The sequence below is a fragment of the Micromonospora sp. NBC_01638 genome, assembly GCF_045209745.1.
GTDB lineage: Bacteria > Actinomycetota > Actinomycetes > Mycobacteriales > Micromonosporaceae > Micromonospora.
Map to the genome: position 1 here is coordinate 5,254,572 of NZ_CP109273.1, position 15,499 is coordinate 5,270,070.

Annotated in this window: 10 protein-coding genes; 3 read left to right on the forward strand and 7 right to left on the reverse strand. The window is 69.6% G+C overall.

The window, feature by feature from the left end; genetic code table 11:
- Positions 1–53: 53 nt before the first annotated feature.
- Positions 54–1,139, reverse strand: a complete 1,086-nt coding sequence (locus OG811_RS24565) for an SMP-30/gluconolactonase/LRE family protein (protein WP_406069017.1) — start codon at positions 1,137–1,139, stop codon at positions 54–56.
- Between the two features lie 435 nt (positions 1,140–1,574).
- Here OG811_RS24565 and OG811_RS24570 point away from each other — a divergent pair, with 435 nt between their 5' ends.
- Positions 1,575–2,015 (forward strand): hypothetical protein, encoded by a 441-nt coding sequence (locus OG811_RS24570; RefSeq protein ID WP_406069018.1) that lies wholly within the window; start codon positions 1,575–1,577, stop codon positions 2,013–2,015.
- 260 nt (positions 2,016–2,275) lie between these two features.
- Here the strand turns inward: OG811_RS24570 and tnpA are convergent, their stop codons facing one another.
- Positions 2,276–2,692, reverse strand: a complete 417-nt coding sequence (gene tnpA / locus OG811_RS24575) for an IS200/IS605 family transposase (RefSeq protein ID WP_406069020.1) — start codon at positions 2,690–2,692, stop codon at positions 2,276–2,278.
- 22 nt (positions 2,693–2,714) lie between these two features.
- Between tnpA and OG811_RS24580 the strand changes: the two genes are divergently transcribed.
- Positions 2,715–3,950, forward strand: a complete 1,236-nt coding sequence (locus OG811_RS24580; RefSeq protein ID WP_406069022.1) for an RNA-guided endonuclease InsQ/TnpB family protein — start codon at positions 2,715–2,717, stop codon at positions 3,948–3,950.
- Positions 3,951–3,963: 13 nt separating this feature from the next.
- Here the strand turns inward: OG811_RS24580 and OG811_RS24585 are convergent, their stop codons facing one another.
- The 5 genes from OG811_RS24585 to OG811_RS24605 all read right to left on the reverse strand — a co-directional run bounded on the left by OG811_RS24585 (position 3,964) and on the right by OG811_RS24605 (position 13,711).
- Positions 3,964–5,841 carry an alpha/beta hydrolase-fold protein gene (locus OG811_RS24585; RefSeq protein WP_406069024.1) on the reverse strand — a complete coding sequence of 626 codons (1,878 nt, stop codon included), beginning with the start codon at positions 5,839–5,841 and terminating at the stop codon, positions 3,964–3,966.
- Between the two features lie 257 nt (positions 5,842–6,098).
- A complete protein-coding gene (locus OG811_RS24590; protein ID WP_406069026.1) occupies positions 6,099–7,439 on the reverse strand; it encodes a M1 family metallopeptidase in 1,341 nt (446 codons plus the stop codon).
- A gap of 76 nt (positions 7,440–7,515) precedes the next feature.
- Positions 7,516–11,388 (reverse strand): Pls/PosA family non-ribosomal peptide synthetase, encoded by a 3,873-nt coding sequence (locus OG811_RS24595; RefSeq protein WP_406069028.1) that lies wholly within the window; start codon positions 11,386–11,388, stop codon positions 7,516–7,518.
- Between the two features lie 358 nt (positions 11,389–11,746).
- A complete protein-coding gene (locus tag OG811_RS24600) occupies positions 11,747–12,775 on the reverse strand; it encodes a ketoacyl-ACP synthase III family protein (RefSeq protein WP_406069030.1) in 1,029 nt (342 codons plus the stop codon).
- Between the two features lie 576 nt (positions 12,776–13,351).
- The gene (locus OG811_RS24605) at positions 13,352–13,711 is read right to left on the reverse strand and encodes a hypothetical protein (protein WP_406069032.1); all 360 of its coding nucleotides are present in this window, start codon (positions 13,709–13,711) and stop codon (positions 13,352–13,354) included.
- A 230-nt stretch (positions 13,712–13,941) separates the two neighbouring features.
- Here OG811_RS24605 and OG811_RS24610 point away from each other — a divergent pair, with 230 nt between their 5' ends.
- Positions 13,942–15,435, forward strand: a complete 1,494-nt coding sequence (locus tag OG811_RS24610; RefSeq protein WP_406069033.1) for an MFS transporter — start codon at positions 13,942–13,944, stop codon at positions 15,433–15,435.
- Positions 15,436–15,499: the final 64 nt, after the last annotated feature.

Genomic DNA, 15,499 nt, shown 5'->3' on the forward strand with positions numbered 1-15,499 from the left:
TGGGTGGCGAGGCCTGGGTCCGCCCGGGGTACGTCCCTTCCCGAGGTTCTCGATCAGTACGGATATCCAGGAATGTTGAGCCGCACGCTGTACAGGCCGGAGTCGTTCCTCGGGCCCGAGGTGATGTAGAGGGTCTGCCGGTCCGGGCCGCCGAACGCCACGTTGGTCGTACCGGAGGTGCCGGACCGGATCGTGCCGAGCTGGGTGCCCGCGGGGGAGTAGACGTGGACGAGAGCGTCCGAGCCCGACGCCCAGTACACGTTGCCGGCGCAGTCGATCGTGACGCCGTCGGGACCGCCGAGGTAGCTCACGAAGACGCTGCGGGCGCCGGTGCTGCCGTCGGGCTGGACGGCGTACTTGTAAATCTTGTTCTCGGAGTAGGCGCCCACGTACAGCGCGGTCCCGTCCGGCGAGAGCGCGATGCCGTTGGGCTGGCGCAGCCGGTCATCCACCAGCGACACCTGACCGCCGGAGACGCGGAAGACGCTGGTACGCCCGCTCATCTGGTCTGAGCGGTTGCCGCGCTGAAAGTTGGGGTCGGTGAAGTAGACAACGCCATCCGAGCGGACCGTGACGTCGTTGGGCGAGTTGAACGCCCGGCCCTGATAGTCCGCTGCGACGGTGCTGCGGGCCCGGTCGCTCAGCCGGTACGCGGACACGTTTCGCTGGTCGTGGGTGGCCGCGATGATCTGCTGGGCGTCGGCACTGAGCGCCAGGCCGTTGCTGCCGGCGTTGGCGATGAACGTGTCAAAGGTCGCCGGCGGGGTGAACCGGCGGATCGTGGACGGCTGGACGTTGTACGGCCCGGTGCCGGCGGCCATGTCGGACATCAGCAGGTAGCCGCCGTCGGCGACCCAGACCGGCCCTTCGAGGAATGAGAATCCACTCTGGATTTTTGCGGCCGACACGGAACTGGCCGGCAGCGGTGGGCCGTATCCGGTCCCCGTCGGGCAGACCCCGGGCGGTGCGCCAGGCGGACCGGCGAGCGCGCCACCGGCCGCGGTGACCGCAGCGTGAGCGCTAACATGGCCAGCGCTCAAGGTCTCCCGGGGCGTGGCGGCGGCACCGGTGGGGAATGTTGCGGTGCTGAGCGCGAGGCACAGACCGGCCAGCGCGGCAATGGTTGGACGCCACGTCATCGAATGCTCCAATCGGCATCGGCGGTCCCGAAGACCGGCGGTCGACGGCGTGCGTGGTCGCGCGGGCCGGCGCGACGTGGGGATGCGGGCCGTCTCTGTGTGTCTGAGGCAGCATAAGTTACAAACTGGCGGCCGCACCGGTTTTTCCGCCGTTGATTTCGGCAGAGATCCGGGATAACACACAAAGGCGCTGGTCGATGTGGGTGAGTGGCTTCGCCGAGGACGATCGGCAGGCGGGAACGGGATTCTTCGACCAATGCGCGTGGTTCGTGCGCGCGCTCGACCCGCTCAACGGGCTGGCCGTCGACGGTGCGGTATCGCACCGCGAGTCAAGGCGGAGGCGCAGGAGAGCGAGCCGTGCACCTTTTCGGACTGGCGGCGCTCGCCGTGGCCGGGGCTGTCGTTGGTCGGGGGCGGACAGGCTAGTTTGCTCGGATGAGTCTCCTCGATGACGTCGCGAGGCGTGACAGTTGGCGATGCTGGGTGTGCGACGAGCCGGTCGACGCCGACATGTCGGTGAACGACCCGCGGGGTCCCAGCGTCGACAGCCGCACCGCCGACAAGAAGGTCAAGGTCGCCGAGCGACTCGCGCACCGTGCCTGCAACACCCGCAAGGGCGCGGTCAAGGTGGTCATCGCCTGGCCGGACCGTCTGCACGTGGTGGAGCCCGCGCCGCTGATCACCGTCGCCGAGCGACTCGAACGCAAGGGTGGCCGCGAGTTGGTCGCCCGCTGCCCGAGCAGGAAGGACGCCCAGGCGGCGGCGGACTGGCTGGTCGACCGGTTCTCCCGGCTGGTGCCCGGACTGCCGGTGACCGCAAGCGTCGACGCAGGCGGCGGACAATACCTCGTCACCCTGGCCACCGGCCGCCGTTGACCGGCGGCCCTGGGTCGGCAGGGAAGGGCCAGTAGGCCGCGGAGTGCCGGTAGAGCGAGGCTCGCCGGACCAGCCAGAGGTTCCGCGTGGCAACGTCCATGAGCGCATCACCCGCGGCTTCGACCGCTCACGGTGGGCCGACGACGCGAGGTCGCCGGCCCACCATGCCTGCTTGCTACCGGAATGCGGGCCGGTGCTCTGCCCTTCAGGGTGGGGGTGAAGGCCCGCGCTGGGAGGGCCGCCAATGCCTGAGCAGTGCCTTAAACCGGGCGGTTCTGCTGCTCGATGTACTGCTTGATGATGCTCGGCGGTGCGCCGCCCACGGAGCCTGCGAAGTACGAGCCCGACCAGAGTTTGTTGGCCCGGTAGTAGTGCCGCCGCAGGTCGGGGAACTCCTGCCGTAGCCGGCGGCTGGATACGCCCTTGAGGCTGTTGACCAGTTTCGACAGGGCGACCTTGGGTGGGAAGTTGAGCAGCAGGTGGACGTGGTTGTTCTCGCCGTTGAACTCGACCAGCTCGGTCTCGAAGTCGCGGCACACGTCCCGCATGATCTCCTCCATTCGGGCGAGGTGCTGGTCACCGAACACCTGATGCCGGAACTTTGTGACGAAGACCAAGTGGGCGTGCAGGGCGAACACGCAGTGTCTACCGGTGCGTATGCCTTCGATTTCAGCCATAAACCATTGGTACGGTGCGTTCGTGCAGCTTCGTTACAACTACCGTGTGTGCCCGACGCCCGGCCAGCAGATTGAGCTGGCTAAGGCGTTCGGGTGTGCCCGGGTGGTGTTCAACGACGGGCTGCGCCGGCGCTGGCAGGCACGCGAGGCGGGCGAGAAGTACGTCTCGGACGGCGAGCTGTCCCGGCGGCTGATCACCGAGGCGAAGCTGACCCCGGAGCGGGCATGGCTGGGCGAGGTGTCGTCGGTCGTCTTGCAGCAGGCACTCGCAGACCTGAACACGGCGTACCGCAACTTCTTCGCCTCGATCAACGGGAAACGCAAGGGGCGCAGGTTGGCACCGCCTCGGTTGCGGTCGCGCAAGGACAACCGGCAAGCAATCCGGTTCACGAAGAACTCCCGGTTCAAGGTCCTGGACAACGGCCGCCTGCGGCTGCCGAAGATCGGGGACCTGGACGTGCGCTGGTCGCGTTCCCTGCCGTCCGACCCGTCCAGCGTTGCGATCGTCAAGGACGCGGCGGGCCGGTACTTCGCCTCGTTCGTCGTGCAGAGCACCGAGGACGAGACGCTGTCCCCGGCCGACTCGGAGATCGGGATCGACCTGGGCCTGACCCACTTCGCGGTCATGTCGGACGGCACGAAGGTGACGGCGCCGAAGTTCCTGCGCCGTGCGGCCCGCAAGCTGCGGCGATTGCAGCAGGATCTGTCCCGCAAGCAGCGCGGGTCGAACAACCGCAAGAAGGCTGTCGTGAAGGTGGCGAAGGCTCACGCGAGGGTGGCCGATACCCGGCGGGACTGGCAGCACAAGCTCTCGACACGGATCATCCGCGACAACCAAGCGGTGTACGTCGAGGACCTGTGCGTCGTCGGTCTCGGCCGGACCCGGCTCGCCAGGTCCGTGCACGATGCGGGGTGGGCCGGCTTCACCGGCATGTTGGAGTACAAGGCCGCGAGATACGGGCGCACGTTCGGCCGGGTGGACCGGTTCTTCCCGTCCACCCCCATGTGCTCGGCGTGCGGACGCATCAACGAGAAGATGGCGCTCAATGTCCGAGCGTGGGACTGCCCCTGTGGAGCAGCCCACGACCGGGACGTCAACGCCGCCATCAACGTGTTGGCCGCCGGGCAGGCAGACAACTCAAACGACCGTGGAGCGCAGGTAAGACCAGCAGCGATGCTGGCACCGCGCAGAGAAGCGGTAACCCACCCGGACGCCGCGTGTTCCACGCGCAGCGTGGAGGGAATCTCCGTCCTTTAGAGCGGAGAGGATGTCAACGAACCCGCAGCTGCTGGTGGTCTGCCGCGGCGGGAGCGTAGGTCGGGTCACCGGAGTAGGCGACGTGGACCGGGTACACCCCTGCTGACAGTCCGGTGGTCGGCAGTTTGATGACGGCCGCACCGCCGATCAGTGAAACCACCTGCGTGGTGCCGCCGAAGGTGACGGCGATCTCACCGGTCACCTTCGGAGCCTTCTTGTGCTGGGACTGTGCCCGCACATCGACGTTCAGCTCGAACGTGCCACCACGGGCGATCGACGCAGGTGCGGCTTTCGCCTTCACGGCGACTCGTGCCGTGCCCGGGGGCGTCAGGGTGACCTGGGTTGAGCCTGCCTTGGTCGGGTCGACCACTGACGTCGCCACGACGGTGAGCGACGACGCGGTCTCAGCAGCGGCCACCGAGAGTAGACCGTCCGCGGAGATGGTGGTGCCCGCCGAGGTTGCTCCCCTGACCGACCACGTCACCGCCGGGCTCACACCTTCGTTGGTCGTCACCTGAGCGCTGAACTGCCTGACCCAGCCCTTCGTCAGATTCTCAGTCGTGGGTGTCACCGACACCGAGTCGACCCCCGACCACAGGTAATCCCGGGCGAAGATGGTGAACAGCTGGCTCGCGGTCATCGCGTCGTGCGCGCCGGCGACCTGGGTTGTCTCGGCAGCGAATCCTCGAGCCCTGAAATTGTCCGCGATGGTGTTCTGGGCGTTGAGGTTACCCTCGAAGACACCATTACCGAGGAACACGAAGAGGTCATCATCGCCGACCGCGCCCGCGATGTTGTCGTAGTCCTGCGCCGTGAGGGACGGATTACCGGAGAAGTGTCCGTAGAACCCGAAAGTGGTCGGGTAGCCCCGGATGACGTGGGCGCCCGTCATCCCGCCGTACGAGAATCCGGCGTAGGCGCGCCCCGCACGCTCGGTCGAGACGTTGTAGCTCTCTTCGATGAGGGGGAGGATCGTCTGGACCAGATTGTTGGCGGCGTTGGTCTGGTTGTAAGAGGCGAAGCCGAGGCTGGTGCCCGTGAAGTGATTCCCCATGGTGACAACCACCGTGGGCTCGATCTCGCCCCTGGCCGTCATGTTGTCCAGGATGTTCGGGACATTCGCCGGGACCATGAAATCGGTCTCGTCACCGAAGATGCCGTGAGCGAGGTACGCAACCTTGTACGGCTCTGCACGATTGGCATCGTAATTGGCCGGTAGGTAGACGCCGAGGTAGTGGCCGCTGTCACCCAGAATCGTGGTGTAGGGAACGTACGTGACCGTGCCCCGCTGCGAGCGGTCCGCCACCGGCAGCTCGTATTCCGCACGTTCCTTCAGCACCGGGTCGTTCTGCTTCTCGGCGTACGGCACGTACACGGCATCGAGAACGTCGTTGTTCCTGACACGGAACGAGGACTCGCCAGACGGTCGAGGGTTCGTCGAGGCCGGATCCCAGATGCGCTTGTTCACCCAACCCTGAGTCGGGTCCCAGACCCGGTACCAGTAGCTGAGACTTCCGGCGTGCAGCGGGACCGAGACCGACCAGTATCCCTTCGGATCCTTGGTCATGTCCCTGAGAAACTCGGTGCCGCCAGCGTGGTACCGCCCCGGCTGCCACGCTTCCGGCTGATACCGCGTGGTGCCGGTATTGACGTCGAGCAGGGTCAGGTCCCCGGCAAGGCGGACCTGTGTGGCATTGGGATTGTGGTAGACGAACTTGACGGTGTATCCGGTCGGTGAATCGCGATCCGCCCTGACGGTCGCGCCTTGCACAATCGCGGACTCGCCTGCGGCGGCAGCTGGCGCGGAGACGATGGCGCCCGCACCGAGTGACATGAACGCGAGTAACGAGATCGCACGCCTGAGCCTGCGTCCTGCGATCGCTTGCCTCATCTGGGCATACTCCTCTGCAGTCTTTCCTGGTGGTCTTGTTCGGACACTGGCAACTGAGAGACTCCCTGTCTCGCCTCGAATCGATCCCGTGTCGCGTGCTCGGTTGCCCGTTGGATATGACCCGGTTCGGCACTCCGTGGACCCGCTTGCGCTGCTAAATCGAATTAGCAGGCGTAGTGTGGCTGTGCACGCTCTTCACTGTCAAGGGGCCACCCAGGGGTCATCGCGGTGCCGCCTGGCGAACGGCCGCCCTGCGGTCAACGAGGTAACGGGGGCAGCGCCGGGCTGTCGAGCCACGCGGCGAACAGGCCGTCCAGGGGCTCGCGGGCGAAGCGCTGGGCGTGTGAACGGAACTGCTCGGTCGTCACTGTCGCGTGCTGGTGCTCGGCAACCCAGGCTCGCAGGAGCGCGAAGAACGACTCGTCGCCGATCCTCTTTCGCACGGCATGCACCGTGAGCGCGCCACGCTTGTAGACCAGCGGGTCGAACATCCGGTCGACGCCGGGGTCCGCGACGATGACGTCGCTCGGGTGATCCGCGACGCGCGCGTACCACTGCGCGGCCAGCGCGTCCGCCGGCACGTCGCCGCAGACGCCGGACCACAACCATTCGGCGTACGTGGCGAAGCCCTCGTTGAGCCAGATGTGCCGCCAGTCCGCCACCGTGAGGCTGTTGCCGAACCACTGGTGGGCCAGTTCGTGCACGACAAGCCGTTCGTGCGTGCGCTGCCCGTCGACGTGGTTTCGTCCGAAGACGGCCATGCCCTGCGCTTCGACCGGATCGTCAAGTTCGTCGTCGGCGACCACGACGACGTACTCCCGGAACGGGTACGGCCCGAAGAGCCGCTGCAGCACCGACATGATTTCGCCGTGCCGGCCGAAGTCGTGGGCGACGTCCCTGCGCAGTGCGGGCGGGATCGCCGCGCGCTGCACCACTCCGCCGGCAGCCAGGTCCACCAGCTCGTAGCGTCCGATCTGGACGCTCATCAGGTACGGCGAGGTGGGCTCGTGCCGCTCGTACACCCAGGTGGTGCTGCCCGCGCCACGCCGCCGCAGGACGGGATCACCGGTCACCAGGACCGTGTACGGGGAGGAGGTCGTGACCGCCACCCGGAAGGTGGCCTTGGCGCCGGGCTGGTCGTCGCACGGGAACCACGACGGTGACCCGTTCGGCTGGCTGGCCACGAGCGCCCCGTCGGTCAGCTCTTCCCACCCGAGTTCGCCCCAACGGCCGGAGATGGGCACCGGCTGCCCCGCGTACCGGATGTCCACTCGGAAGGTGTCCCCGGCGTCGATCGGCCGCTCAGGCTTGACCTGCAGCTTGTCCGGCCGGTGGAGGTATTTTGCCGGGCGCCCGTCCACCCGGACGTTCTGCACGCGGAGCCGACCGAAATCGAGCGTGAACCGCGACAACTGCTGCACGGCCACCGCGGTGATGTCGGCCCGGCCGCCGAGCCGGTTCGACACGACCCGGTAATCGAGGTCGAGGTCGTAGTGCAGCACCCGGTAGCCACCGTTGCCGTGCTCGGGCAGGTACGAGTCGCCCGAGCGTTCGGCACCGGGCGTGGCACCGGGCGACGCCGACGCCTGCGGGCTCATGCCGGGCCAACCTCGAACAGGCCCCCGGCTACGGCGCCGTCGGCATGCCCCGGCGTGTGCCGCTCGGTGCCGGCGGTCATGCTGGCCGCGCGACCGGCGCCGGCCAGGTCGCGATCGGGTTGCCCAACCACCGGCTGTCGGACGGAACGGCGTCGCCGCGGGTCACCAGCGAACCGGGTCCGACGGTGGTCCGCGCGCCGATGCTCGCGCCCGGCAGAACGATGCCGTGCGGGCCCAGCGCGGCTCCCGCGCCCAGTACCACCTCATCCATGCTCATCACACGATCATGGAACAGGTGGGTCTGCACCACACAACCGCGGTTCACCGTGGCGCCGTCGCCGAGCCGCACCAGGTCGTACTCGGGCAGCCAGTAGGTCTCCAGCCAGACGCCCCGGCCGATCTTCGCGCCGAGCGTGCGCAGCCACAGCGTGAGTAGCGGCGTGCCGGTCGCGAAGCGGACGAGCCACGGCGCGGCGAGGACCTCGACGAACGTGTCGGCGAGCTCGTTGCGCCACACGAAGGAGGTCCACAGCGCGCGCTCGGTGACCCGGAACCGCCCGACCAGCAGCCACTTGGCAGCCGTCGCGATGGCGGCGGCGGCGATCGCCGCACCCAGCAGCACCGGCCCGGAGGCGAGCGCCGCCGCTCCCCACCCGGCGGTTCGCCACACGAACGCGAGTACGGCCAGAACGCCGACCGCCAGGGCGGCGGCGACCATCACCGGGACGATCCGGCACAGCTCGATCGCGGCCCGGGCCAGCTTCAGCCGAACCGGCGGGTCGAAGGTGCGGCTGGTGTCTGCGGCCTCCACGGTGCGGCGCAAGGGCATCGGCGGCGCGCCGAGCCACGACGAGTCCTTCTTCGCCTTGAGCGGCGCCGACGACAGCACGCCGACAAGCCCACGCTTGGGCACCGATCTGCCCGGTGCCGCCATCCCGGAGTTGCCGAGGAATGCCTGCTTGCCAATACGGGCCGGAGCGACACGCAGCCACCCGTGGCTCAGCTCGTACGTCGCGACCATGGTGTCGTCGGCCAGGAAGGCCCCATCGGCAACCGTGGTCATCGTGGGCAGTGCGAGCACCGTGGAGGCCTCCACTCCGCGCCCCACCTTGGCCCCCAGCAGCCGCAGCCACACCGGTGTGAAGAGGCTGGCGTAGAGCGGGAACAGCCCGACCCGGGCCATCCCCATCAGCCGCTCGGTCGTCCAGACCTGCCATGCCACCCGCCCCTGCACGGGGTGGTACCCGGCGCGCAGGCCGATGCTGAGCGCCCGGACGGCCCCGAGCACCAGCAGCGCATAGCCCACGACGTAGGCGACGGTCGCCACCGCGACGGCGGCCAGCACAGCACCGACTGCCGGTCGGACCATGAGCGTCCAGCCGAGCAGGGCGAGCGCCGGCAGAGCGGCGACGACCGGCACCAGCCCCAGCAACTGGGCGGTCATCCCGTACGCCATCGGCCAGAGGCGTGCCCCCGTCCGCGACCGCGGGGGACGCTGCCCGGGCCACCCGGCCGAATCCTTGGCAGCGGGTGCGGCCGGCGCACCGGCCCAGAGCTGGTTGGCTGGCACGGCGCCGGTCACGGTCGAGCCGGCGGCGATGCGTGCGCCCTTGCCGACCCGGGCGCCCGGCATCAGGGTGCTGCGGGATCCGACCCGGGCGCCGGCGCCGACACGGACCTTGCCGATGCGGACGACATCGCCGTCGACCCAGTGGCCAGACAGATCGACCTCCGGCTCGATCGCCGCGCCGCGGCCGAGCTTCAGCAGGCCAGTGACCGGCGGTGCGGAATGCAGGTCGACGTCGGCGCCGATCTGCGCGCCGAGCGCCTTGGCGTAAGTGATCATCCAGGATGCTCCGGCGACGCTGGTGGCGCCGGTCAGCTCGGCGAGCCGTTCGGCGGCCCACAGCCGCAGGTGCACGTTGCCCCCGCGCGGGTAGCTGCCCGGGCGCACCCCGCGGAGCAGTAGTCGCGCTCCTCCGGCGGCCACGGCGATCCGGCCGAGCGGGCTGAACAGCAGCGCCCAGCCCAGCGCCACCCACCACCAGGACACCGTCGGCGCCCAGGGTGCCGGAGCCAGCAGGGCGAGGACGTTGCCGAGGGCGGCCAGGATGGTCAGCCAGCGGAGCCCGACCAGCGCGAGCATCGGCACCATGAGCACGGCCTGGATCAGCCCAGCGCGCCGGGGCGTCGGCTGGACCTCCCGGCGCGTTGCCACCGTGCTGTCGAGCGCGTCGAGCACGGCCGCGAGCCGCGAGAGCTCGGGGTGAAGGTAAATGTCGGCCACCGAGACCCGCGGGTGCCGACGTCGGATCCACGCCACCAGTTGCGCGGCGTTCAGGCTGCCGCCGCCGTGGTTGAAGAAGTCCGCGTCCGCCTCGGTGGGGCGTACGCCCAGAATCTCCGCCCAGCCGCCAGCGAGCCAGGCCTCAGTCGCGGTCAGCTCACCCGCGACGTCCTCAGCGGTGACCAGCGGCCAGGGCAGCGCGGCCCGGTCCACCTTGCCGGACGTACGGGTGGGCAGCGCATCCACCACGGCCAGCAGCGGAACTAGCGCGGCCGGCAGTTGCTCACGGATCCGCAGCGCCGCCGTCGCGGCGTCGAATGCGACGCCGTCCTGCGGCACCACGTACCCCACCAGCAGTTGATTGCCCGCGGCGGTCCGCTGCACCGCCGCGGCAGCACCGGCGACTCCCGGCAGTGCCTGCAGTGCGGCGTCGATCTCACCCAGCTCGATCCGGCGTCCGCCGAGCTTGACCTGTTCGTCGCCGCGGCCGACGAACAGAAGTCCCTCGGGTTCCGCCCGGACGATGTCCCCGCTGCGGTAGGCCCGCTGCCAGCCGAGCGCGGGCAGCATCGCGAACTTGTCGGCGTCCTTGCCCGGGTCCAGGTAGCGGGCGAGTCCCACCCCGCCGATCACCAGCTCGCCGGTCTCGCCCATCCCGACCGGAGCGCCGGACCCGTCGACGACCGCGAGCTCCCAGCCGGCCAGCGGCAGCCCGATGCGTACCGGTCCCTCGCCGGTCATCCGCGCGGCGCAGGCGACCACGGTCGCCTCGGTCGGTCCGTAGGTGTTCCAGACCTCGCGGCCCTCGACGGCCAGGCGCTGCACGAGCTCAGGCGGGCAGGCCTCCCCACCGAAGATCAGCAGCCGGACGTCCTCCAGCGCCTCGACCGGCCACAGTGCCGCGAGCGTCGGCACGGTCGACACCACGGAGATGCGCTGCTCGGCCAGCCACGGACCGAGGTCGACGCCGCTGCGGACGAGCGACCGCGCGGCCGGCACCAGACAGGCGCCGTGCCGCCACGCCAGCCACATCTCCTCGCAGGACGCGTCGAACGCCACCGACAGCCCTGCCAGGACCCGGTCCTGCGGGCCGATGGCCTCATCGGCCTCGCCGGCGAGAAACAGTTGCGCCTCGGCGTCCACGAAAGCCGCCGCCGCGCCGTGGCTGACCGCGACACCCTTCGGGGTGCCCGTCGAGCCGGAGGTGAAGATGATCCAGGCGTCGTCGGCCGGGCCGGGCCGGCCGGTCCGGCCCGCGGGGGTACGGCGAAGCGACACCGTCAGCCCGTCACCGAGCACCGCGGCGACGCCCGCCTCGGCGAAAACGAGCTCGGCGCGTTCCTCGGGATCGTCCGCGTCGACCGGCACGTAGGCCGCGCCCGCCGCGAGCACACCGAGGATCGCCAGGTACAGCTCGGCCGTACCCGACGAGATCCGGACGCCCACCCGGTCGCCGCGGCCGATCCCGTGCCGGGCGAGCGACATTCGTACGGCCTCGACCTCGTCGGCCTGTTCGCGGTACGTCAGTGCCGTGGCGCCGCTGTCGAGAGCGTGGGCGTCGGGGTGTGCGCGCACGGTCTCGTCGAGAATGTCGACAAGTGTGCGGCGGACCGGGGCCGAGGAGGAACGGAACACCGCGAGGGCCGCCGGTGCGGTGCCCATCGGCGGAAGCGTGCCCGGCCGCGAATCAGTCGTCATGGTCACCGGGCGTGCACCATCTTCACCTCGCGGGTCGGCGTCAACCAGGCGTGCGGCATGCGGACCCGCCCTGGGTAGCCCTCAACGCTACGTCGCACCAGCGAAAAGTGGCCGCGACGCAGCGGATTCGTGTCCACCACCACAGTGCGTCGCGCGGGAACGCCGGTCGGCTGCAACGTACCGCCGGCTGGCCAACACCGATGCCGCCCGCCCGAGCGCGATTGCGGCTGCGACCGCTCTCCCGCCAGAGGCTTGGCACAGAGCGGTGCCGTCAACCTGACAGGCCCGGGCCGTAGGTAGCGGCCCGGGCGTTTCCCGGCGGTCAGACGATCTCGATCACCGCGGCAGTCCACATGAAACCGATGCCGGCACCGATCGTGACAAGGCGGTCGCCGGACTTCAGGCGGTTCGTCTCGTACAGGTGGTTGATGCCGGCGAACTGGTCGCAGTTGCCCATGTGGGCGTAGTCCAGGCCCCACTCGTAGGTGGTGGTGGCCGGGTCGAGATCGAGCGTCTTGTAGAAGCTCCACTCCGCGATCGGCCGGATCAGCGTCGCGTGGACGAACCACTGCGCGTCCTTGAGGGTCATCTCGGCCTCGTCGAGGAGCTGCTCGAGCACCCCGGCCACCTTCTGACCCACCAGGCCCACGGCGTCGTCGTACGCGTCCTCGTTCTTCATCAGCCAGTCGTCCTTGCGGGCGGTCAGGTTCACCGGCTTGCCGTCGTCGAACGGCGTCCTCGACCACGGCTCGGGGCCGCGGTAGAGCGGCTCCAGGCTCGGCTCGGTGGCGCTGACCGTGCTGATCACCTTGGCGAATCCGCCGCGCTTGGAGATCACAGCCGCGGCGGCACCGTCGCCGAAGACGGTCTGGTCGTCGCTCGTCCACCGGTCGATGAACGGCAGGTGGAAGGCGTCGCCCGAGGTGATCAGCGCGGCGGTGGCCGACGGGCGGGCGACCAGGTGCGAGGCGGCGAGCTCGATGCCGCCGAGCAGGCCGTTGCTGCCCTGGCGGATCTCCATGGTGACCGAAGCGCCGTTGGCGCCCACGGTCTCCTGCTGCACGTAGTGCGCGGGGCTCCAGAACTCCCGGCCCTGGTGTCCCACGTACGCGTGCAGCACCGCGTCGAAGTCCTCGGGGCGGTGCCCGGAGCGCTCCACCGCCTGCCGTCCCGCCGCGGCCGCCATCACCGGGCCGGACTCGTCGGGCCCGGCCACCCGGACCGCGCGGATTCCGTTGGTCTCGGCGGCGGTCGCGTCGTAGACGCCGTCAGCGACCGCCTGCTCGGCGGTGTAGACCTCCTCTGGCAGGTGTACACCGAGCCCGGCCAGATAGATGTTGTCCCAACGCACAGCGCCTCCTTGTGGTCGCACCATTTGCACCGAGCATGGCGGGCGCGGCTCGACCGGCCCTTGAGCGCGGCTCAGCGTCGGCTGAGGACGACCGGCACTCGGCGCGGCGCGCCCGAACCGGGTACCCGATCGAGGCACCTCGCGAGTGGGGTGATCAGCGCGGCCGGCCCCGGCCGGGCGGCCGCCGCGCCGTCCGGTGCGGCGCCGAGGACAGCAACCCGTACCGCGGCCGGCACGGCTGCCCTCGGGTCGGTCGTGCTGCCGGGGCCGTGCGTTGCGGCAGGGGGACCGGGGCGGCCGACTCGCCCACACTGATCAGTCCTTGTGCGATCCAGCCGGCGACCCGCCGGATCACGATGCCCAGGGTGGGCCACAGGCGCGCCATGCCGTGAGGTTGCCGTAGCGCGGTCCAACGCCTCTGGAGCGCGGGCTCGCCCAAGGGCCGCTCCAGAGGCGTAGGCCACGGTGGAACCCCTAACGACGGGGGAGTGAATCGTGAGCCGGGACGAACCTGGAGTGGGCGTCGCCAGGGCTGAACCGCGGCGCCCGCTCAGGCGGGGGCGCAATGCTGCCGGGTCACCGCAGGAGGCTCAGCACGAGCACGACCGCCCCCAGGGTGAAGAACAGGGGGAAGTCCGGTGGCAGGATGCCGCCGAGGTGCCGGTGAAAGCGCAGGACCAGCATCAGGCCGAAGAAGCCCAGGGCGTACGCGGCACCCAGCACGGCGGCCGACGGATGCCACCACCCGAGGACCAGCAACGTCGCTGCGGCGGCGTCGAACGTCCCGATGAGCAGGACCAGCCAGCGCTCCGGCCGGAAGCCGAAGTGCTTGGTCAGCGGATCGATGCCGGCCTCCATGCCGATGAACATGGCCAGCCCGTGCAGGACGAACTCCATGACGAGGATGGCTGAGCAGACAGTGGCGATGATCCGCACCTGTGGCCTCCTAAGCGGGTAGCGGGCCGGTCGGGCATTTGATCGATGAATCCCGATGTAGGCTGCCGTGCCCGGACTCTCCTTCGCGTGCCGGGCAAGATCAGGACGACTTGATTAGATCAGTGGCCCGGAAAAAAATCAATGCTCTTGACAAAGAGCAGTGCTCCCTAAATGATCGGTCTGTACACCGGCGCAGGACATATCCGTAGGTAAGGGCGAAAGGAAGCGCCATGAGCGAGCAAGTCCAGGTCGCAGCCGGGCGCGAGTCGGCGTTGCACCGCCGCCGCTGGCTGATCATGTCCGTGGTGTCAGTCGGTCAGTTGATGATCGCGCTCGACACCACGGTCGCCAGCGTGATGGGCCCGCAGCTGCAAAAGGATCTCGGGCTCTCCGCCACCGGCCTGCAATGGGTCTTCAACAACTACATCGTGCTGTTCGGCGGCCTGTTGCTGCTCGGCGGCCGGCTCAACGACGTGATCGGGCGCCGGCGCATGTTCATCGGCGGGCTGGTGCTCTTCGCGGCCGGCTCGCTGCTGGCCGCGATGGCGAACACCGACACGCAGATCATGGCCGCCCGGGCGGTCCAGGGCATCGCCGCGGCTGGTCTCTCCCCGGCCTGTCTGTCCATCCTGGTCGTCGCGTTCAAGGACCCGACCGAGCGGAGCAAGGCGTTCGGCGTCTGGGGCGCGGTCATCGGCGTCGGCGCCGGTCTCGGCACGCTGCTCGGTGGCGCCATCGTCGACGTCAACTGGCGGCTCGCGTTCTACATCAACCTGCCGATCGCCGCAGTGCTGCTGTTCGCCGCGTTCGCGCTCATCCCGGGCGGTGCCCCGGTCGGGCCGCGCCCCAAGGCGGACGTGCTCGGTGGCCTGACCGGCACGCTCGGTCTCGGCGCGTTGGTCTTCGCCATCGTGAGCGTCAACGACCACGGGTGGACCGGCACGCGCACCCTGGTGTCGTTCGCGATCGCGGTGATCATGTTGCCGGCGTTCGTGGTGATCGAACAGCGGGCGGAGGCGCCGCTGCTGCCGCTGCGGCTGTTCCGCCTGCGCGGGGTGGTCGCCGGCAGCCTCGGCGAGTTGTTCACCGCCGGCGTCATGATCCCGTGCTTCATGCTGCTGCCGATCTACATGCAGAGCGTCCTCGGGTACACCCCGCTGGAGACCGGCCTGGCATACCTGCCGACCACGCTCGCCATGATGATCGTCGCGGGACCGCTGTCCAAGGCGATCCCGAAGATCGGCGCCCGGGTGCCATACGTCATCGGCGCCGTCCTGCTGGCCGTCATGCTGGTCCTGCTGCTGAGGACGCCGGTTGACGCGTCGTACTGGTCGGTGCTGTTCCCGATCACCACGCTGCTCGGTGTCGGCCTGGTGCTCTGCCTCATCCCGACCCCGACCGTCGGCACGTCCGAGGCGACCGAGGAGGACGCCGGCACGACGTCGGCCTTGCTCAACGTCTCCACCCAGGTCGGCGGTGCCCTCGGCCTGGCGGTCGCGGCCACCGTGCTCCAGCACCGCATCACCGAGTACGCCGCAGACGGCCGGGTCGGCGCGGACGCGCTCAACGACGCCCTCCAGGCGGGCATCGCGACCCTCTTCGTCTGGGTCGGGCTGAGCCTGCTCACCGGCATCATCGGCTTCCGTGGCCTGCCGCCACGGGCGCCGGCGGACACCGCGACCGGCACGGACACCGACCGCCCCTCGGTCCCGGTGGCCACCTGACCGGCGGCACGTGAACGACCAGGCCCGGCCAACACCCGGGCCTGGTCGGCGTCCGCTCGGGCGG